Genomic DNA, 22,522 nt, shown 5'->3' with positions numbered 1-22,522 from the left:
TAACCTCCAACTTATATAATGTGCTTTTGTTTTAGTCCTACTAGTACCGTATTCACAATATCTTCTGGATTACCTTTAAGTATTTCCCCTTTACCTCTTGGATCTGGTGTAAATGATTTAAATACTTTTGTTGGTGATGCTTTAAGTCCTACTTCTTCTCTATTTACATCTAAATCGTCTATAGTCCAAACTTTTACTTCTGTTTTAAATGCTTTTACTATTTTATCAACAGACATATGTCTTGGTTCATTAAGTTCTTTAACAGCTGTTAAAAGAACAGGTTTTTTTACTTTAATTACTTCGTATCCATCCTCTAATTGTCTTTGTACAGTTACTGTATCTCCATCTATAGAGAAATCTTGCACATATGTAACTTGAGGTATATCAAGTTTTTCAGCAATTTGTGGTCCAACTTGAGCTGTATCTCCATCTATAGCCTGTCTTCCAGCAAATACTATATCATAATCTCCTACCTTTTTGATTCCTGCTGCTATTGTATTTGAAGTTGCCCAAGTATCAGCTCCTCCAAATGCTCTATCACTAAGAAGGATTGCTTCGTCAGCACCCATAGCTAAACACTCTCTAAGCATAAAGTCTGCTTGAGGAGGTCCCATAGTTATTACTGTTACTTTTGATCCTTCATGTTCATCTTTTAATCTTAATGCCTGCTCTAATGCATTTGCATCATCAGGGTTTAATATACTTGGAACACCATCTCTTATAAGAGTTCCTGTTTCTTTATTTATTCTAACTTCATTAGTATCTGGAACTTGTTTAACGCAAACTAATATTTTCAAAGTCTTTACCTCCATTTAACTAGTATAAAATATTTTTAAAGGTTTAATTTATTTTAAAATGCTTGAAGATATTACCATTTTTTGAACTTCTGATGTACCTTCATATATAGACATTATTCTAGCATCTCTATATATTCTTTCGATTGGATAATCTTTTATAAATCCATATCCACCATGTAATTGTAATGCTTTATAAGCAACTTCATTTGCTATTTCAGCTGCATAGTATTTAGCCATAGCAGATTCTTTAGTCATATTTACTCCTGCATCTTTCTTTTCAGCTGCATCATAAACTAACCATCTAGCTGCATTTACTTTTGTTTCCATATCAGCTAAAGTAAATTGAGTATTTTGGAATTTAGAAAGTGTTCTACCAAATTGTACTCTTTCTTTTGTATATTTTATAGCTTCATCAAGTGCACCTTGTGCAATCCCTAATGCTTGAGCTGCAACACCTATTCTACCAGCATCAAGAGTATTCATAGCTATTTTAAATCCTATACCTTCTTTTCCTAATAAGTTTTCTTTTGGTACTTTTACATTTTCAAATATTAGGTCTGAAGTTTGAGTTCCTCTTATACCCATTTTATCTTCATGAGCTCCGTGAGAGAATCCTTCCCATTTACTTTCTACTATAAATGCAGATGTTCCTTTTAGACCTTTTGATCTATCTGTAACTGCAATTACTATAGCAACGTCACATATAGGAGCATTAGTTATAAATGTTTTTCTTCCATTTAATATATAATAATCTCCATCAAGTTCTGCTGTTGTTTGTTGTGCTGAAGCATCAGATCCTGCTCCTGGTTCTGTAAGACCAAACGCTCCTATCATTTCACCTGATGCGATACCTCTTAAATATTTTTGTTTTTGTTCTTCAGTTCCATAGTTAAGTATCGGTAATGATACTAGAGATGATGCCGCAGTTGCATAAGTTCCAGTTGATGCACATCTTCTACTAAGTTCTTCCATTATTATTGCATATGATACGTAATCTGAACCTGCTCCCCCATATTCTTCAGGTACAGTAACGCTTGTATATTTTGTTTTAGCCATTTTGTCTAATAATTCTCTTGGCATTTCCCCAGTTTTATCAATTTCTTCTGGTAAAGTTGCCAATTCTCTACTTACGAAGTCTCTTACTGCTTTTCTTAAAAGTTCTTTCTCTTTATTAAATAACATATTCTCCTCCATTTTATATTCTAAAATTTTTGATATGAGATATTATTAAAAACGAAATCCTTATAAATAATTCCTATAATCAATGCATCTATTTAGTTTATTAAATATAAAGATTTCGCTTGTTACAAATATAAATTTTAGGCGAAGCTAAGCATCTCAGAGAAGGCTTGCACACGAGTTCTTACTTGCTCATTGTTTGATGTCTGTTGATCTACTTCTATATATAAAGTAGGAATATCACTTGATTCTATATCCTTTTTAACTACTGGATAATCATATTCCTCTGGATCACAGAATTTCATCATGCAGAATACTACCCCATCTGCTCCTTTAGCTTTTACTTCATCAGCTATCATAGAACCACGTTTTTTATCTGGATCATAAGCTAATGAACAGCCTTCTACATTTGACCATTGTCTTGCTAATCTTTCTAAAGCATCTTTTCCATCTGGAACTAAAGTTCTAAATTGTCTAGATTCTTGAGCTAAATCATCTGCAACAACTGTTATATTATTTTCTTCTAATATCTCTAAGATATCTTTTGAGTCCAGTGATATACCAGTAAGTACAACTTTGCTTCCTGTACATTCTTCAACTTGCATTTTATTTAGTTTAGATATAAGGTTTTTAACTAAATCAGTATGTTCCTCTTTTCTCATAAAGAACCCACTTTTTATAACTAAGTTTCTCACTGAAGGTTTTATTGTTTTTGAATACTTAGGAGCTAATGCTACAAACTCTTGCATTACTCTTCTATGTTCATTATAAACTTCTATACTTTCATGTAATTTTTCTTCTGTTATTTCATGACCACATATTTTTTCTAATTCTTTTTTTACATGTTTAAATTCATTAACTAAGTATGTTACCCCTGAATCTAGTTTTCTATTTTGTGGATAAACTAAAGATATATAAGGTACTTGTGGAACTGCTACCTTCCAGTTTTGACCTAAACAAATTAATGTATCACACATTCCAGGTATTATAACAGCTGAAAGTTCATCGTAAGATCCTTTAAGCCCATATTCTAGAGATGATTGCATTATTGAACATGCAAATGCTGGAAAATACTGTTTTGCTAAATCTAATTCAGTATGTCCACCCCATATACCTACAGGAAACATTCCTGCTGCATGGATTATTTCTTCTGGACAGTACACTGGGAAACATCCTATAGCTTTATTTCCAGTATCTTTTTTAAATTTTTTGATAACCTCATTTGGATTATCAATTACCTCTTGCATTCTAGCTAACATAGCTTCCATTATATTTCACCTCTGTTAAGATTTTTTCTCTCATCCATAACTTCAACTAGACCTTGTATCCTAGTTTCAAATTGAGCCTTAGTAAATCCTCTAGGATCTGCTTGGTCTCCATCAAAACCAGCTGATGGTATTCCTGTAATTTCTTCAGTTTTTCTTTGCATTTCATACTGAATTAAACTCATAAGCTTACAGCTTCTATTCATATGATAGAAAGCTCCATCACATTTACCATCTCTTAATGAATTAACTCTAAACTCTGTCATTTGATCTAAGTTAACATTATTGAACATTCCACTATAAGCTCTTGCCATTCCATCTAAATCATTAACTTCATATTGAAGAGCCCATGCATGTGGGTAAACACTACCTGTCATATTAACTCCATATTTAGCTAGTGTTTTCATTTTATATCCTATATAAGGCCAACAAGGAATTCCTTCCATCATTATTCTATATTTTTCTTCTCCTCTAAATGTAGAGACTTTATTTTTCTTATTTTCTTCTAATTCATCTATTAAAAGTTTAAATGCTTCTGTAGTTTCCTTTTTACCTCTTGCACAAACTATTACTGCCATATAAGTGAATAAATCAAATCCATTCATTGGAGATGGATTTGAACCTTCAGGTAAACTCATTGAGTATTTCCAAAGTCTACCATTCTCAGCAGATGTCTTCATTACATCTTCAAACTTTTTAGGATCAAATTTTTTGCCTGATATTTTTTCAAGTTGTGTTATAGCTTCTTGGAATTGAGCTTTTATATATTCAACCCTTTCATCTGTAACATGATCTTCATCATTGAAAGGTAAATCTATCATTATCATAGGTATATTTAACTCTTTTGATATATTTTCATACCATTTTATTACTTGGTTACATATATTGTTGCAACATAGTAAAAAGTCTGGCTTTGGCATATCTAAAGTATCACTTTTTCCTTTTTCTAAAAAACCAAAATTTGTTCTAGCATAAGCACATAAATCTATAGAATACCCTTGAGCTTCTGATCTTTCGCATAAATCTAATGATTCTTTTTTTGCAGCTACTCCTGCTGCTTGATTTTCTGGATAACATAAATTTAAATCAAATACCTCTGCTAATTCTTGAGGAAATACTGAAGTTGACCAACCAACAGGTCTACCTTCTTCTTTAGCTTTAAAAGCATTTGCATACTGTTGAGCTAAGAGCTCATTTATTACTGTTTTAGCATCTTTTTTTTCAGACATTTTCATCCCTCTTTACTATTATTTTTTTGTTTCATTGTAGGCATATATAGCTGCTCCTAAGGCACCTGTAAGTTGAGGTATCTCAGGAACTATTATATTAGTCCCTAACTCTCTTTCCATAGCTTTAACGACGCCTGAATTTTTAGCAACTCCTCCAACCATAACTACATCCTCTTTAACTCCAAGTCGCTTTACCAAACTGGCAACCCTTTTAGCAACTGAAGTATGTATTCCTGCAACTATATCCTCTATAGCTATATCATTTGATAAATGTGATATAACTTCTGATTCTGCAAAAACTGTGCATGTATTACTTATGGATACTTCATTTTGAGATCTCATTGATATATCTCCAAGATCAGATACATCCACTTCAACGATTTTTGCCATAACATCTAAAAATCTACCAGTACCTGCTGCACATTTATCGTTCATTAAGAAGTTTAGCATAACTCCATTATCATCTAACTTAAGTGCTTTAGCATCTTGCCCTCCGATATCTATTACTGTTCTAGCTGTAGGTACTAAAAATTTTACACCCTTAGTATGACAACTTAATTCACTTATTTGTTTATGAGTTTCAGCATATTTCATACGCCCATAACCAGTTACTACAGTATTTTGAATATCAGAACCTTTTATATTAAGCTTTTTGTACAAATCTTCAAGAACTCTAGCGGGACCGCTAGTTCCAGTTCCTGAAGATATTGTAGAATAAGCTACTATTTCTTTTCCATCTTTTAAAATAAGTCCTTTAGATGCAGTTGACCCTATATCTAATCCCATTGTGTACATTTTGAGCGCCCCTTTTTATCTCTAAACTAGCTCTTTTGAATCATCTAACTTAACAGCTTTAGAGTTAACCATATTTAATATTTCTTCTTCTGTATAACCTAACTCTGTAAGAACTTCTTCTGTATGTTCTCCTACTCTTGGAGCTGGTGTATATTCTTTTATTCCCATAGTTTTAAACTTAACTGGTCCGTTTACTAACACACCTTCATTTCCATTTGCATATTTAGTTTTAAATAGAAAATCGTTTGCCCAAGCTTGCTCATCTTCAAGTATATCTTCACAACTTTGAACCTTTTCAAATGGAAGGTCTGCTTCTTCTAATAATGCTGACCATTCATCTAATGTTTTTTCAAGCATTGCTGCTCCAACTATTTCAACCATTTCATCAACGTGTAATGGCATTACTTTTATATCATTGAATCTTTCATCTTCCATTATTTCTGGTCTATTTATAACATTACAGAATTTTGGAAGCCATTTATTATATTGAATTAATGCAAGTTGTATCCATTTACCATCTTTACATTTATAAGTAGTCATAAGTGGACTATTTGGCTTAGCTCTTGATATAGGCATTGAATTTCCATATTGAGCTGTAGTAATCATCATTCCCATTCCATAAAGTGCTGTATGGTATAAACTTACTGTTACTCTATCGCCTTCACCTGTCATTTGTTTTTTGTAAAGAGCTGCTAAGATACCTGCTGTTAATGAAACTCCTGCATAGTGATCTCCAAATGCTGCTGCTGTATTACAAGGAGAAGTTCCTTTTTCCATAAGAGATTGACTAACTCCACCTCTTGCAAAATATGCTGTATAGTCAAATCCTGGTTTATCTTTTAATGGTCCATTTTCTCCATATCCAAGTATATGAGCATGTATAAGAGCAGGGAATTCATCTTTTAATTGATCATAAGTAAGACCTATTTTTGAAAGAGCTTGTTCTCTAACATTAGTAATAAATATATCAGCTTTAGCTAAAAGCTTATGAATTATTTCTACTCCTTCTTTTGTTTTTACATTTACACTTATACCTTTTTTATTTCCATTCTCTAATTCATACATTGGATTTTCTTCATCTGTACATGGAGATTTGAAAGTTCCACCCATAACTCTTATTCCATCTCCACCAAGTGGCTCTATCTTAATTACTTCTGCGCCCCAATCTCCAAGTAATTTGGCGCAGCAAGGAGCTGCTACGAAACTTGATAATTCAACAACCCTAACACCTTTTAGTAATGCTTTATTATCCATAACTCAACCTCCTATAATTATAAACATCATATAATATTTAATTTAATTTAATAATTAATAATTCTAAAAATAAGTTTTAAAAACTTTTGAGATAAATTTTATTTTGATACCTATATTGTTAAGCATTTATCGTGCCAAAAGTTATTTTTTTAATGAAATAGTTAATTTTTACACATTCTCTTATGTTTTGCTTTTTTATATTTTTATTAACTAATCTAATTTTCATTGCAAAATACCTCTAGAGTGTTGCAATTTGCAAGACTTTTTATTTTCACTATTTTTTAAATATATATTTCATTTAAATTTGATTGAAAATTTATCCATTTAGATTGTTGTAAAATTAACTAAGTGTATGTTATGATTTAATCATAATAGCATATTGTTAGTTAATTATTTAATTTCTATATGCTATTTATAGTTATGTGCTTTTTTATATTTTGACTATAAGTTGTCATTATATAAATAATTATTATAATAGATGAGCTACTCATATAAATATATTGTTATAGTGTTTTATTTATATTACTTTTTTAATTGTATAATAGCTTGTCTATTAAAAAATAAGGGGGCTTTAATATGAAAATATTAATGTTTAGTACACGTGAACATGAATTACCTGCAATAGCAAAATGGATTGAGGAGAATGGGAACAATGTTCAAGTCGATACAATTGAAGAAGGCTTATCATCAGTGACTGTTGACAAAGCTAAAGGGTACGACGGAATTTCTATTCAACAAACTAATCCAATTGATGACGCTATAATTTATGAAAAATTAAAAGAATTTGGAATAAAACAAATAGCTTCTAGAGCAGCTGGTTTTGATATGATTGATTTAGACCAAGCTACTAAAAATGATTTAGTTATAACTAATGTACCTGCTTATTCACCAAACTCAGTAGCAGAACTTGCGGTAACTCAGACAATGAATCTCCTGAGAAACATGCACCTTATTAATAGAAATGTTAATACTGGGGACTTTAGATGGTCAGCTAATTTAATTGCAAGAGAAATTAGATCTACTACAGTAGGTATAGTAGGTACAGGTAAGATAGGTTCAACTGCCGCTCAGTTATTCAAAGGACTAGGTGCAAATGTTATAGCCTATGATGCTTATCCTAACGAAGATTTAAAAGAAATTTTAACTTACAAAGATTCTTTAGATGATCTTATGAAAGAAGCTGACGTTGTGTCTTTACACACACCTCTTACTGAAAGTACAAAACACATGATAAATAAAGATAATCTGAAATTAATGAAAAAAGATGCTTTTTTAGTTAATACGGGTAGAGGTGGAGTTGTTTGTACAGACGATTTAATTGAAGCTTTAGAAAATAAAGATTTATGTGCTGCTGCTTTAGACACATTTGAAACTGAAGGTACTTTCTTAAACAAAGTAATACCTCATCATGATCTTACTGATCCTCAAGTAAAGAAATTATTAAATATGGAAAATGTCCTATTTACTCATCATATAGGCTATTTTACTACTACTGCAGTTGATAATTTAGTAAGTACTGCATTAAATTGTGTAAAAGAAGTTTTAGCTACTGGTGATAGCGTTAATAATGTGTTAAAACTTGTAAATGCTTAATATCTTTTAGCTATATTTAAATAAATTTATAAACTTAAAAGGCTATCTTAAATCACATAAAGTGACTTAAGATAGCCTTTTATTATATATATTAATTTAATTTGCTAATCACGGCATAATAATGCTATAGATTCAACGTGCATAGTATGTGGGAACATGTCTACTGGTTGAATTTCTTTACATTTATATCCTCTTTCATCTAAATAAGCTAAATCCCTAGCTAAAGTTGATGGATTACACGATACATATACCACTTTATCAGGTTCCATAGATACTATAGTATCTAATACTGATTCTTCACATCCCTTTCTAGGTGGGTCTACAACTACTACATTAGCTGTTTTGCCTTCTTTGTATAACTTAGGAACTACTTCCTCTGCCTTACCTACAAAGAATTCTGTATTATCTAGTTTATTTAGTTTCGCATTTATTTTAGCATCTTTTATAGCATCTCCAACAATTTCAACACCATAAACCTTTTTTGCTTTTTGAGCTAAAAATAAAGATATTGTTCCTATCCCGCAGTAAATATCAAATACTGTGTCATTTTCTTTTAAATCAGCATATTCTAATGCTTTATTATATAAAACTTCCGTTTGTGATGGATTAACTTGGAAAAATGATAATGGAGATATTTCAAAAACTAAATCTCCTATATAGTCATTTATCTTCCCATCACCATATATAACTTTGTTTTCTTTTCCCAAAATCACATTAGTTTTCTCTCTATTTGTATTTAAAACAAGAGTCTTAAACCCTGGTACATTTTCTTTTAATACTGATGCTAATTCATTTAAATATGGAAGTTTCTTTCCGTTCGCTACTAAAACAACCATTACCTCTTTAGTTTCAAATCCAACCTTAGTCACTAAATGTCTTAATACTCCTGTGTGAGTCTTTTCATCGTATATACTAACATTATAAGCTTTTATATAAGTTTTTATTATTTTAATTATTTTATCATTTACATCATGTTGAATTATACACTTATCTGTAGGAATTACATCATGACTTTTCTTCTTATAAAAACCTATAGCTGTCTTTCCATTTATTTTTTGTATTGGAAATTGAGCTTTATTTCTATATCTGAATGGATTTTCCATTCCTAATGTTGGGTGAACTAGTGTATCATTTAATTTACCGATTCTACTAATAGTCTGCTTTACTTCATTAGTCTTTATGTCTAATTGCTTTTGATAGACTAACTCTTGTATTTGACAACCTCCACAATCAGATAATTTATCTAAGCATACTCTTTCAACTCTAAATGGAGATTTTTCTATTATTTCTACTATTTCTCCAACTGCATAGTTTTTTTTAGATTTAGTTATTTTTACTTTTAGCTTATCACTTATCAAGCCACCATCTACAAAAACTGTAAACCCGTCATGCTTACCAATTCCAACGCCACCTTGACCTATATCAACAACGTCAACTTCATACTCTCTGTCTTTTAATAGCATAGACTTTTCCTCCGAACATAATAATTAAACTACAAAAACTTATTTTACCAAAAAAATAGGAGCTTATAAAGCCCCTATATTAAATATAGCACAATTTTTTTGAATTTATAGTTTTATAATACTCTACTTGCTCCTCTATATATAACGCCTCTTGCTGTGTTAACTGTGATTACTTCACCATCATTTACTAAATCCATTATATTTTTAGCTGAAACTACTACTGCTTTATCTAAGTTTATACCTACTATAGCAGCATGAGATGTCATTCCACCATCTTCAGTTATTATAGCTCCACATTTTTCTATATACGGATTCATATGTGCATCTGTCATGTGAGTTACTATTATATCGCCTTCTTCGAAGTCTAAAACTTCATTTTTATTATCAAATATTCTTACTCTACCTTCTACAGTTTTAGTTCCTACACCTATACCATTAGTTATTTCTTCACTTACTACATGAACTTTTATTAAGTTAGTAGTTCCGCTAACTCCAACTGGCACTCCTGCAGTTATAACAACTAATTCTCCATTTTGTAAGTAAGAAGCTTCTTTAGCTGCATTTATAGAGTTTTCTATAACTTCGTCTGTATTTGTAGCTTCACTTGCCATTATAGGATATACACCCCAAGTTAAAGCTAATCTTCTCATAACTTTTTCATCATTTGTAGCAGCTATTATAGGACATTCTGGTCTGAACTTAGATACCATTCTAGCTGTGTGTCCTGAAGATGTTGAGGTTATTATAGCTGAAGCATTTAAATCTACTGAAGTTGTACATGTTGCATGACTTATAGCATCAGTAACATTTACTCCGTTAAGTTTCTTATTTTTTAATAATTCATTGTAATTTAAAGTTTCTTCTGTTCTCTTAGCTATAGTAGCCATTGTTTTTACAGCTTCTACAGGATATTTACCAGCTGCAGTCTCTCCTGATAACATTATTGCATCTGTTCCATCATATATAGCGTTTGCAACGTCTGTTACTTCTGCTCTTGTAGGTCTAGGATTTCTTATCATAGAATCTAACATTTGTGTTGCAGTTATTACTGGTTTGCCTAATTCATTACATTTTCTTATCATCATTTTTTGAGCTATAGGTATTTCTTCTGTAGGTATTTCAACACCTAAGTCTCCTCTAGCAACCATTATACCATCAGAAACTTTTAATATTTCGTCTATATTATCTACACCTTCTTGGTTCTCTATTTTAGATATTATTTGTATCTCTGTAGCATTATTGTTTTCTAATACTTCTCTTATAGCTAAAACATCTGATGCCTTTCTTACGAAAGATGCAGCTATGTAATCTATACCTTGTTGTATACCAAATTCTATATCACTTATGTCTTTTTCTGTTATAGCGGGTAAATTTATTTTTACTCTTGGTACGTTAACACCTTTATGATTTTTAACTATTCCTGAGTTTTCAACTATACAGTGTATTTCTTCCCCTTTTACTTCCTCTACTCTAAGACCAACTAGTCCGTCATCTATAAGTATAGTATCACCAGTAGTAACGTCTTCTGCAAGACCTTTATAACTTACTGTACACATTTCCTTAGTACCAACAACATCTTTCATTGTTATTGTGAACTTTTGCCCTTCTTCTAATAAAACCTCTGGATCTTGGAAGTTTCCTGTTCTTATTTCTGGACCTTTAGTATCTAATAATATAGCTACTGGTTTATTTAATTTTTCTCTAACCTTTTTAGCCATATCGAATCTTTCTTTGTGCTCTTCATGAGAACCATGAGAGAAGTTGAATCTGCATACGTTTAATCCATTTTCTACAAGTTGAGTTAAAGTTTCCTCGCTTTGTGATGCTGGTCCTAATGTACAAACTATTTTAGTCTTTTTTATCCCTTTTAACATGTTAGATCCTCCTAATTTATATAGATAATATTTTTACCATTTCATAAGTTTCATCATCAAATTTTCTTTTCATAGCTAAAGCTTCATATATATCTAAATCTATAATCTTATTATCTTTTATACCAACTACTCTAGCTGATTTACCATCTAATAATAATTCTACAGCACGTACACCCATTCTACTTGCAAGTATTCTATCAAATGCACTCGGACTTCCACCTCTTTGAACATGTCCTAATACTGTTATTCTTAAATCAGCTCCTGTTCTAGAAACTATTTCTTTTCCTAGCTCACTTGCATTTCCAACCCCTTCAGCTAAAACAATTATACTATGTCTCTTGCCTCTTTTTTGAGTAGTTTTTAATCTCTTGCAAACATCATCAATTTTGAAATCTATCTCCGGAACTATAACTGTTTCTGCTCCACCAGCAAGACCTGCATATAAAGCTAAATCTCCACAGTGTCTTCCCATAACCTCAATAATGTTAACCCTTTCATGAGATGAAGATGTATCTCTTATTTTTCCTATTGCATCTATTATAGTATTCATTGTTGTATCAAAACCTATAGTATAATCTGTATATGGTAAATCGTTATCTATAGTTCCTGGTATTCCTATTGCTGGGAATCCTAAATCACTTAATTTTTGAGCTCCATTAAATGATCCATCTCCACCTATAACAACAAGACAATCTACTTTGTATTTTTTAAGTATTTTTACTGCTACAGCTCTTCCTTCTTCTGTTTTAAATTCTTCACATCTAGATGATTTTAATATAGTTCCACCTCTATGTATTATATCCCCAACTGAAGATAAATTCATTTCTTGTATGTCTTCTTCTATTAATCCTTTGTACCCTCTATTTATTCCATAAACCTTACACCCATAGTATATAGCAGATCTAACAACAGCTCTTATAGCTGCATTCATACCTGGCGCATCTCCTCCACTAGTTAATATACCTATAGTTTTCATTAACATTACCTCCTAGTTGATTAATATATTTCATTTTTTAAGGGACATTTTGAGTCCCTATATTATATTTTCATCCCAGTGTAATTAAAAAAATTCAGATAGTAGCGAAACTATCTATTTTTTGTCTATTATATCATAATTTCGCTACCTTTTTATATAATAAAATTTTAAATACCCTTAAAATTTTACTTTTATATTTGTTTTTGGCAATATATGTTCCAATTCATTAATTAAATTTTCGTTGATATTAACCTTTATATGGTTCCATTTATATACCTGTTTTATATTTTCTGCATATATATATATATCATTTTCTCCAGGGTATTTAGTTACTACCGATATTAAATCATTTACTAACTCTTTATTTTCTATAGAATTAATTTTCAAGTATAAAGTAGGCTTATCTTTATTCCCACTATCATTCATATCTCTTATTTCTCTAGCTATAAGTTTTGCATTTTCGTCTTCTTTTATACTCAATCTTCCATCTATATAAATAATTTTATCTTCTTGGATAACTGTATTATATTTTTGAAGAACTTGAGGAAAAACTATAACTTCTATAACTCCAAATAAATCTTCTAATTCGATTATAGCCATTAAATCATTTCTTTTTGTTGTTCTTATAGTTTTATTTATTACTATTCCACCCATCGTTACTTCTCTTTCATTTAAATTTAGATAAGTAATATAGTCTTCTTTTATTTCATTTAGCTCAGCATTGTTTATTGTAGTATTTCTTTTTATTTCATCTTTATATTGAGATAATGGATGTCCACTTACATACATTCCTAATACTTCTTTTTCTAAATAAAGTCTTTCTTTTTCTTCTAACTCTTTTACATGTGGTAATGTATCCATACTTTGTATATCATTATTTATAGATTCATCCATCTCAAATCCATCAAATAATGAAACTTGTCCCGCTAAATTTTTCTTTCTATCCATAGATATACTTTCAAGAAGTTTTTCATATCCAAGAAGTAAACTAGCTCTATTGTCACCCATTTCATCAAAAGCTCCACATTTTATAAGACTTTCAATTATACGTTTATTTAGATCTTTTGAATCTAACCTTTTGCAAAACTCATTAAAATCTTTGAATTCTCCGCTACTTTCTCTTTCTTTTATTATATTATTTAATACATTTACACCTACATTTTTTACTGCTGCAAGCCCAAATCTTATACTTTTGTCTTCAACTGAAAATTTAGTAAAACTTTTATTTATATCTGGTTTTAAAACATCTATTTTTAGGCTATTACACTCTCTTATATATTCAACAACTTTATCTGTATTACCCATTACACTAGTTATTAAGGCTGCCATAAATTCTACAGGATAATGAGCTTTTAAATATGCTGTTTCATATGCTAAAACTCCATATGCAGCAGCATGACTTTTATTGAATGCATACTTTGCAAAGTCAATCATATCATCGAAAATTTTGTTACCTATATCTTCAGGTACTCCATTTCTAACACATCCAGCTATTTCAAGTTCTCCATTTTCATCTGTCTTACCATGGATAAAATATTCTCTTTCTTTTTCCATTACATCCATTTTCTTTTTACCCATAGCTCTTCTAACCAAGTCACTACGTCCGTAACTATATCCGCCTAAGTCTCTAACAACTTGCATTACCTGCTCTTGATAAACTAAACACCCATATGTAACTTCCATTATAGGTTTTAGTTTTTTATGAAGATATTCTACATTTTCAGGATTATTTTTATTATTTATATAAACTGGGATAGAATCCATAGGACCTGGTCTATATAAAGATATTCCGGCTACTATATCCTCAAAATTATCCGGTTTAAGCTGCTTCATAAAGCTTCTCATCCCAGCACTCTCTAACTGGAATACCCCTAGAGTGTTTCCAGATGAAAGCAATTCATAAACTTTAGGATCATCATATTCCATTTTAGAAAAGTTTATTTTTAAATTATGATTTTTTTCTATTAAATCAAGTGCATCTCTTATTACTGTTAAAGTTCTTAAGCCTAAGAAGTCCATTTTTAATAGACCTAGCTCCTCTAAAGTTGTCATTGTAAACTGAGTAGTTATAGCATCTTGATGCTTATATAAAGGTACATACTCATCTATTGGCTTTTTAGATATAACAACTCCTGCAGCATGTGTTGATGCATGTCTTAACATTCCTTCTATTTTTCTTGAAACATCTATTATCTCTTTTGTCTCTGAATCTTCTTCATATAATTTTTTCAGATTAGGATTTGTATCTAATGCTTTATCTATTGTCATTCCTAATGCAAAAGGAATTTCTTTTGCTATATTATCAACTTTGTTGTAACTAACGTCTAATACCCTTCCAACGTCTCTTATAGCAGCTTTTGCTCCCATTGTTCCAAATGTTATAATCTGAGCGACATGATCTTCACCATATTTCCTTTTTACATAATCTATAACTTCTTCTCTACGCTCATAACAAAAATCTATATCTATATCGGGCATCGACACACGTTCCGGGTTTAGGAATCTCTCAAATAATAGAGAGTATTTTATAGGGTCTATATCAGTAATGTATAAAGTATATGAAACTATAGATCCAGCAGCACTACCTCTACCTGGACCTACCATGATACTATTTTCTCTTGCAAAATTTATAAAGTCCCAAGTTATCAAGAAGTACTCTACGTAACCCATCTTCTCAATTACACCTAATTCATACTCTAATCTATCTAAAATCTCTTGTGAAGGCTTTTTATATCTCTCTTTAAGCCCCTTAAAACATAACATTCTTAAATATTCTTGAGGTGTATATCCATCAGGAACATCGTATTGAGGTAAATGTATAGTATTGAAATCAAATTCAACGTTACACATTTGTGCAATTTTAACAGTATTATCTAAAGCTTCTTGAACTTCAGGAAAAATTCCTTCCATTTCTTCTCTAGATTTAAGATAGAATTCATCACTCCCAAATCTCATTCTAGCTGGGTCATTTACAGTTTTACCCATTTGTATACACATTAATATATCATGTATCTTTGAATCTTCTTTTCTTACATAATGGACGTCATTAGTTGCTACTAACCCCACTCCAATTTCTTTAGAAAGTCTTATTAACTCTCTGTTAACTTCTTTTTGCTCAGGTAGATTATGATCTTGAATTTCTATATAATAATTTTCCTCGCCAAAAATTTCTTTATACTTTAAAGCTATATTTTTAGCTTTATCATAATTTCTATTCATCAATGCTTTTGATACATCTCCTGCTAAACAAGCAGAAAGTGCAATGATACCTTCACTGTGTTTTTTTATTTCATCTATATCAACTCTTGGTTTATAATAAAATCCTTGTACATATGCTGCCGATACTAACTTGATTAGATTTTGATATCCTGTAGTATCTTTCGCTAGAAGTATTAAATGTCCCTGAGATTTGTCAAAATTAGGGTCTTTATCTTTCATTCCTCTAGGTGCTGTATAAACCTCACATCCTATAATCGGCTTTATTCCTTCTTTTTTTGCTACTTTAAAAAAGTCTATGGCCCCAAACATACATCCATGGTCAGTTATTGCAACTGCACTCATATTTAATTCTTTAGCCCTGTTTACTAAGTTTTTTATTCTTGAAAAACCATCTAGCAAACTATATTCTGTATGAACATGTAAATGTACAAAATCTTTGCTCAAAGACCTCACCTCCTGCTTATAAAAGTAATTTTACCACAATACACACCTCTTAATCAAAATTCAATCCTTATTAATCAAAAAAAAGAGGCATAATGCCTCTTATTCGAATTTCAATCTTAAATTATCTGCTATTTGTTCTATTTTCCTTAATCTATGGTTAACTGCTGATTTACTTAATTTAGGACTAGCCATTTCTCCAAGTTCTTTTAATGTTAAATCTTCATACTCTATTCTTAAAACTGCTATTTCTCTTAAATTTGGTGGAATGTGATCTAATCCTACTTTTTGTTGTATATACTTTATATTTTCTATTTGCCTAACAGCTGCATTAACAGTTTTTGATAAATTAGCTGTTTCACAATTAACAATTCTATTTACGTTGTTTCGCATTTCTTTTACTATCTTTGTACTTTCAAGGCTTAATAAAGCTTGGTGAGCTCCTATTATATTTAATAAATCTGATATTTGTTCACTTTCCTTTAGATATACTACGTAATTATTTTTTCTAGATACAGTTTTAGAATTAAATCCTAATGAATTTATAAGATCCTTTAAGGATTCTGCAAATTCTTCATTATTTGTTACAAATTCTAAATGGTAATTTTTTTCTGGATCACTAATAGAGCCTCCACCTAAAAAAGCACCTCTTATAAAAGCTCTAATACAGTCATTGTCTTTAATAAGACCCTCAGGAACTTTATTCATCGTAAAGAAATAATCTTCTTGAGATAAAATACCTAATTCTCTTAATAAGTTTTCCGCACCCATTTCACTAGTAACCATAAGTACATAACTGCTATTTCGTTTTAACATTTGATTTTTGTTTACCGATATCTCTGTGTTAATTCCAAAATTAGATTTTAATAATTTAAAAATCTTTCTAGCAGTTGAGTTTAACTCAGTACTTATTTTTAAATTTAACTTTTTATATCCAGCTATTTGTATACTTCCTGCCAATCTGACTATTGCAGAAAGCTCACTTATATTACAGCATTCATTATCCGAAAAAATTCTAGCTAATTCATTTTTTGTTTCTGCTGAAAAAGACATATTTTATCACCTATAGTCAATTCTTTTTTAATCTTTTTTTAATTTCATCTAAAGCAACTTTTATAATTTCTTTTTCATCGTCATATCTAGCTAAATCTACTACTCTATCTAAGTGAACAAACTTAGCATCGATGAAACCTTCCTCTTTTTGAGGAATAGTATCCATATTTCTTGCTTGCATTAAATACCAATATACAGTTTTATGAACTGCTTTATTCTCATCCCAATTTTCCTTGAAAGTATAATGTATTTCACCTAAATACTTTAATATATCAGCCTTTACACCTGTTTCTTCTAGAACTTCTCTAAGTGCTGCATCTTCCTTATTCTCTCCAATTTCAACTTTTCCTTTAGGCAATACCCAGTCTCCATTAAATTTTCTAAGTAAGAGCACTGCATTACCAAACAATACTACGCCCCCGGCACTAACCTCTTCTCTCATTGGTGTTCACTCCTTAAAATAACATAATAATAAGGATTTCTACATAAATTTTTAAAATCCTTTTTTACTTCTCATTATCATAAATATGACTTAGTGCCAAATTAACAACTACATTAGATATGTAATCTGCATCGTGTCTTATATAGTTACTTTTTATTTCTACTAAATTACATTCTACCACTTTTATTCCCATATCTTCCAGTGTTTGTTTTTGTTTTTTATCTAATAATACTTGGCTTGCACCATCTTTGTTATAAATTTCAAATACAGGTTTTGGTAAAACTTCATTGTTAGTTATTACTATATCAATTATATTTTCCCCACAATGTTTATTTATAGCATTTATATGATCTACAACATTAAAGTTATCAGTTTCTCCAGGTTGGGTCATTATATTTGATATATACACTTTAGGAGCTTTAGATTCTTTTATTACATCAATAACTCCATCTACTAATAAATTAGGCATTATGCTTGTATATAAACTTCCTGGACCTATAACAATAATATCTGTGTTTTTTATAGATTTAATAACTTCATCTAGTGGTTTAGCATTTTTAGGTTCTAGTTCTATACTCTTAATTTTTGTATTTTGAATTCTCACTTGATTCGGTATGTTAGATTCACCTTTTACTATATCTCCGTTATCAAGATTTGCTATTAAATTTATATCTTCTAGCGTTACAGGTAAAACCCTACCTGTTATAGCAAAAACTTCACTCATTTTATAAACAGCTGTTTCAAAATTTCCGTAAACTCCATTCATAGCTGCTAAAAATAAATTCCCAAAACTTTGACCTTTTAAAGCACCATCTGTAAATCTATATTTCATAACAGCATCCATAGTAGGTTCCATATTAGCTAATGAAAGTAAACAGTTTCTTATATCTCCAGGAGGCAACATACCCAAATCTTCCCTTAATACTCCTGATCCTCCACCATCATCAGCAACAGTTACCACAGCCGTTATATTAGGAGTGTAATGTTTTAGTCCTCTTAAAAAGACTGATTGACCTGTTCCTCCTCCTATTACAACTACTCTAGGTTTTTCTTCTTTTATATTATTTTTTATAGTTTTATTAGAGTTTTCTTTTTTTTCTTTAAGGTATAAAAAAGCTACGCTTATTGAAAAAATCCACCCCACTAATCCTATAAAAATTATTACTGATGTCATAATTCCCTCCAAATTTTATCTAAGAGTGTAATCTCTATGTTTTTTTACAACTCTATAGCCCTTTTTGATCAAATCGTCATAAAGCAAATTAGAAATTGTTACAGATCTATGTCTTCCACCTGTACACCCAATAGCTATAACTAAATGACTCTTTCCTTCTTCAATATAATGAGGTATTAAGAAATCTACCATATCTTCTAACTTAGCGAAAAATTCTCTACTTACGTCAGAATCCATTACGTAATCTCTTACAACTTGATCTTCTCCTGTTTGAGGTCTTAACTCTTCTACATAATATGGATTTGGTAAAAATCTAACATCAAATACTAAATCTGAATCTATAGGTATTCCGTGCTTAAATCCAAATGAAACTACAGATATTGTAAGTTTAGGAGTTTTTTCTCCTTCTATATATAACTTGCTTATTTCATCTTTTAAATCTCTAGGCTTCATATTGCTAGTATCAATTATACTAGCAGCCTTATCTCTTAAAGTTTGAAGAATTTCTCTTTCTTCTTTTATTCCTTCTGTTATTTGAGTAGATTTAGCTAACGGATGATTTCTTCTAGTCATTTTATACCTTTTTACTAAAATATCATCTGCGCAATCTAAAAATAAAACTTCATATTTATAATTTTCTTTTTCTAAGTAACTTAAACTTTCATGTAATGTCTCAAAGAACTCTCTTCCTCTTATATCTATACCTAAAGCCACTTTATCTATATTAGAATTTCCTTGATAGCATAACTCCGCAAATTTAGTTATAAGAGTTGGAGGTAAATTGTCTACACAATAAAATCCAATATCCTCTAAAGATTTCATAGCTTCACTTTTTCCAGATCCAGATAATCCTGTTACTATTACAAATCTCATACTATCTCCCCCTCTTAAATTTTAATGTTTTTTATAAGGTTAAAATCCAAGTTTGCTTCTTTTGCAATTTCTAAGGCTTTTTCAAAATTACCAACGTTATTTGGAGTATGTGCATCTGATCCTATAACAAACTCTACACCTGTATTTTTCACCTTGTTTATTTGTTCAACACTTAAGTTGCCATGATGCGAATTTATTTCTAATAAAGTATTTTGTTTAGCAGCCGCCTTTGCCACTTCGTCAATATATACATCCCCTTTATCTCCAGGGTGAGTAACTATAAATAAATCATTATTTTCAATAGCATTTATTACAGCTCTTGTATTGTAATCTTTGCAAGGCCCTTTAATTTTTAAATAATTAAATGTATGGTTAAGAGCACTTTTTATAGATGTAGGCATTGATCCAAAATGATACCCAGCCATAGTGTAATCTAACATTTTAGATATTTTATAATCTACATCTATATTCCCTTTATCATCTAATATATTACATTCCATTCCTAAAAGTATTTCTATTTCAGTATACTTTTCATTAAGCTTGTCTATTTCTTCTCTCATTTTCGCTATATTATCATATTTAACTCCATATGCAATATGCTTATACCCATGATCTGATATACCTATCTTATCGATATTTTTTTCAATAGCCACTTTTACATTATCTTCAATGCTTCCTTTTCCATGACTGTATACAGTGTGAGTATGATAATCAGCTATTATTTTCATATTATTATTCATCTCCTAGTATTTTAACTTCCTCTTCTAGCATAATACCAAATTTAGAATTCACTATATTTTTAACTACATATATTAAATCTAGTATATCTTTAGCTGTTGCGTTTCCTAAGTTAACTACGAATCCAGAGTGTTTTTCTGAAACTTGAGCCCCTCTTAAAGTTAATCCTTTTAATCCGCTATCTTCTATTAGTTTTGCTGCAAAATATCCTTCTGGTCTTTTAAATGTACTTCCTGCGCTTGGCAGGTTTAAAGGTTGTTTTGTTACTCTACTTTTTGTCAATTCTCTCATAGATTCTCTTATTTCTTCAAAGTTGCCTTCTTTTAGCTCTATAATTGCAGACAATACAATATATTCCTTTTTACTTATTATACTCTTTCTGTAAGAAAACTGCATTTCTTCATTACTTAATTCAAAAATATTTCCTTCAAAATCCATAAGTTTAACACTTTTTACTATGTCTTTCATTTCTCCGCCATATGCTCCTGCATTCATAGCTACAGCTCCACCTAAAGTTCCTGGTATACCTGCTGCAAACTCAAACCCTGTAAGGCTTTCATTTAATATAGCTTTACCCATAAAAGAAAGTAATGCTCCTGATTGTGCATAAACAGTGTTTCCTTCTATTCTAAACTCATTGAAATTGTCAGCTATTTTTATAACTACACCTCTTATTCCTCCATCTCTAACTAAAAGGTTTGATCCATTACCGACAATCAAATATGGTATCTCTTCCTTCTTTAATAAAGAGACTACATTTTTTAGTTGTTCTTCATTTCTTGGTTTTACTAAAAAATCCGCTGGTCCTCCTACCTTAAACGATATATGATTTTTCATTAGTTCGTCTAAAAGTATATCTTCCTTATTTAATATATTTAATAAATGCTTATATATAAATTCCTTATTCATTATATTTCCTCCTAATTGGTGTTCTTTATTCATTTAATTTCTTCTTTACATTAAAATTATCCATATACTATAATAATGTATTAAAAACAAAATAACAATATACAAAAAACCTTGAATTGAGACTAAAAAACGTTGATATAACTATCAACGTTTTTTTATTTGCTATTAAAGTTTAATCAATCTTCTTTAAATAACAATTATAATATATATATGGAACTATTATAGCCCCTCCTACTATATTACCAAGCGTAACTGCTATTAAATTAAAGATTAATTGTAAAATCGATACATCAGCCCCTAATGCCATTCCCATAGGAATGAAAAACATATTGGCTATACTATGTTCAAATCCACATAAAACAAATAACATAATAGGAAACCAACACGCAAAAATTTTAGAAACTATATCTTTTCCTGCTGTTGCAAACCATACAGCTAAAACAACAATAATATTGCACATTACTCCTTTTAAAAAAGCACTTGTAAATCCTAATGTTGCTTTGCTTTGTGCTATATTTATAGACTTTATAGCTGCATCTTTAACTAAAGTATCACTAAAATAAATAAACGCTACAAGTATAATTGACCCTATAAAATTTGCTATATATACTAATACCCAATTTCTAATCATTTCCTTCGTTGTTATTTTTTTATCCATAACGGCCATTGTCATAAGGTTATTTCCTGTAAACAATTCAGCTCCACAAACTACAACTAACATAAGTCCTATTGGAAATATACTTGCTCCTGCAAATTTTGCTAATCCTGGATCTTTTATGGTCTGGCTAATTAAAATATTACCTAATGCCCCTAACCCAATAAATAAACCTGCTAAAATACCTAGTAATACACTTTTTTTCGTAGATAATTTTGATTTCTTTATCCCAGATTCTACAGTTGCATTCGCTATTTCTATTGGAGTCAAAAAACTTTTATCCATAAAAACTCCCCCTAAAATTTATATATTTAATTATATGAAGCTTATTGTAATTAATTTCACAAATAATTAGAAACATTACTATAATTTAAAATTCATTTTTAATTATAGTAAAAATATAGCCTACCCAAGACTTTGACTAAACTTTCTCAATATTTTTAAATTTAATTAAATAAAATAATATTTAATATCCTAAATTTTGTATTTTTTTGTATGTCGTTTTTTGTATACAAAAGAATTAATTTGTTGTATAATTGTTAAAGTTGTGTATTTATAAAATTTTTAAATTAATTATAATATTTTTTATATTA

Annotated in this window: 18 protein-coding genes; 1 reads left to right on the top strand and 17 read right to left on the bottom strand. The window is 30.1% G+C overall.

Annotated elements, in window-relative coordinates:
• Positions 1-11: 11 nt before the first annotated feature.
• From etfB to ACRDDE_RS10015, 6 genes are all read right to left on the bottom strand, one after another.
• Positions 12-797, bottom strand: a complete 786-nt coding sequence (etfB, locus tag ACRDDE_RS10040; protein ID WP_021430126.1) for an electron transfer flavoprotein subunit beta — start codon at positions 795-797, stop codon at positions 12-14.
• A gap of 48 nt (positions 798-845) precedes the next feature.
• Positions 846-1,979: a putative isocaproyl-CoA dehydrogenase AcdB gene (acdB, locus tag ACRDDE_RS10035; RefSeq protein WP_021434148.1), complete on the bottom strand. Its 1,134-nt coding sequence runs from the start codon at positions 1,977-1,979 to the stop codon at positions 846-848.
• Positions 1,980-2,116: 137 nt separating this feature from the next.
• Positions 2,117-3,244 carry a 2-hydroxyacyl-CoA dehydratase subunit D gene (locus ACRDDE_RS10030; protein ID WP_438627110.1) on the bottom strand — a complete coding sequence of 376 codons (1,128 nt, stop codon included), beginning with the start codon at positions 3,242-3,244 and terminating at the stop codon, positions 2,117-2,119.
• Complete coding sequence (gene hadB, locus ACRDDE_RS10025; protein WP_216561768.1) at positions 3,244-4,470, bottom strand: (R)-2-hydroxyisocaproyl-CoA dehydratase subunit HadB; 1,227 nt, start codon at positions 4,468-4,470, stop codon at positions 3,244-3,246. Before hadB ends, ACRDDE_RS10030 begins: the two co-directional genes overlap by 1 nt.
• Positions 4,471-4,488: 18 nt before the next feature.
• Complete coding sequence (locus tag ACRDDE_RS10020; protein WP_195945651.1) at positions 4,489-5,265, bottom strand: acyl-CoA dehydratase activase; 777 nt, start codon at positions 5,263-5,265, stop codon at positions 4,489-4,491.
• 21 nt (positions 5,266-5,286) lie between these two features.
• Complete coding sequence (locus ACRDDE_RS10015) at positions 5,287-6,519, bottom strand: CaiB/BaiF CoA transferase family protein (RefSeq protein WP_438627109.1); 1,233 nt, start codon at positions 6,517-6,519, stop codon at positions 5,287-5,289.
• 576 nt (positions 6,520-7,095) lie between these two features.
• Here ACRDDE_RS10015 and ACRDDE_RS10010 point away from each other — a divergent pair.
• A complete protein-coding gene (locus ACRDDE_RS10010) occupies positions 7,096-8,112 on the top strand; it encodes a D-2-hydroxyacid dehydrogenase (RefSeq protein ID WP_053832118.1) in 1,017 nt (338 codons plus the stop codon).
• A 104-nt stretch (positions 8,113-8,216) separates the two neighbouring features.
• Here the strand turns inward: ACRDDE_RS10010 and rlmD are convergent, their stop codons facing one another.
• The 11 genes from rlmD to ACRDDE_RS09955 form a co-directional block, all read right to left on the bottom strand.
• Positions 8,217-9,575: a 23S rRNA (uracil(1939)-C(5))-methyltransferase RlmD gene (rlmD, locus tag ACRDDE_RS10005; RefSeq protein ID WP_438627108.1), complete on the bottom strand. Its 1,359-nt coding sequence runs from the start codon at positions 9,573-9,575 to the stop codon at positions 8,217-8,219.
• Between the two features lie 113 nt (positions 9,576-9,688).
• Complete coding sequence (gene pyk / locus ACRDDE_RS10000; RefSeq protein ID WP_438627107.1) at positions 9,689-11,449, bottom strand: pyruvate kinase; 1,761 nt, start codon at positions 11,447-11,449, stop codon at positions 9,689-9,691.
• A gap of 16 nt (positions 11,450-11,465) precedes the next feature.
• Entirely contained in the window at positions 11,466-12,425 is a 960-nt protein-coding gene (gene pfkA / locus ACRDDE_RS09995; RefSeq protein ID WP_438627106.1) for a 6-phosphofructokinase, read from the bottom strand.
• Between the two features lie 177 nt (positions 12,426-12,602).
• Positions 12,603-16,088: a DNA polymerase III subunit alpha gene (locus ACRDDE_RS09990; protein WP_438627105.1), complete on the bottom strand. Its 3,486-nt coding sequence runs from the start codon at positions 16,086-16,088 to the stop codon at positions 12,603-12,605.
• Positions 16,089-16,187: 99 nt separating this feature from the next.
• The gene (gene whiA / locus ACRDDE_RS09985; protein ID WP_438627104.1) at positions 16,188-17,138 is read right to left on the bottom strand and encodes a DNA-binding protein WhiA; all 951 of its coding nucleotides are present in this window, start codon (positions 17,136-17,138) and stop codon (positions 16,188-16,190) included.
• Positions 17,139-17,154: 16 nt separating this feature from the next.
• Positions 17,155-17,580, bottom strand: coding sequence for an NUDIX hydrolase (locus ACRDDE_RS09980; protein WP_021430207.1), 426 nt, complete (start codon positions 17,578-17,580; stop codon positions 17,155-17,157).
• Between the two features lie 64 nt (positions 17,581-17,644).
• Complete coding sequence (locus tag ACRDDE_RS09975) at positions 17,645-18,754, bottom strand: gluconeogenesis factor YvcK family protein (protein ID WP_438627103.1); 1,110 nt, start codon at positions 18,752-18,754, stop codon at positions 17,645-17,647.
• 15 nt (positions 18,755-18,769) lie between these two features.
• Complete coding sequence (rapZ, locus tag ACRDDE_RS09970; protein WP_438627102.1) at positions 18,770-19,627, bottom strand: RNase adapter RapZ; 858 nt, start codon at positions 19,625-19,627, stop codon at positions 18,770-18,772.
• Between the two features lie 14 nt (positions 19,628-19,641).
• The gene (locus ACRDDE_RS09965; protein ID WP_438627101.1) at positions 19,642-20,355 is read right to left on the bottom strand and encodes a PHP domain-containing protein; all 714 of its coding nucleotides are present in this window, start codon (positions 20,353-20,355) and stop codon (positions 19,642-19,644) included.
• 4 nt (positions 20,356-20,359) lie between these two features.
• On the bottom strand, positions 20,360-21,274 hold the full coding sequence (murB, locus tag ACRDDE_RS09960) for a UDP-N-acetylmuramate dehydrogenase (protein WP_438627100.1): 915 nt from the start codon (positions 21,272-21,274) through the stop codon (positions 20,360-20,362).
• A gap of 172 nt (positions 21,275-21,446) precedes the next feature.
• Complete coding sequence (locus ACRDDE_RS09955) at positions 21,447-22,214, bottom strand: formate/nitrite transporter family protein (RefSeq protein ID WP_438627099.1); 768 nt, start codon at positions 22,212-22,214, stop codon at positions 21,447-21,449.
• Between the last annotated feature and the right edge of the window lie 308 nt (positions 22,215-22,522).

It is taken from the genome of Paraclostridium sp. (genome assembly GCF_051656405.1).
Taxonomy (GTDB): Bacteria; Bacillota; Clostridia; order Peptostreptococcales; family Peptostreptococcaceae; genus Paraclostridium.
Note: the sequence above shows the minus strand (reverse complement) of the source record. Positions and strands in the feature narration are given on the sequence as shown.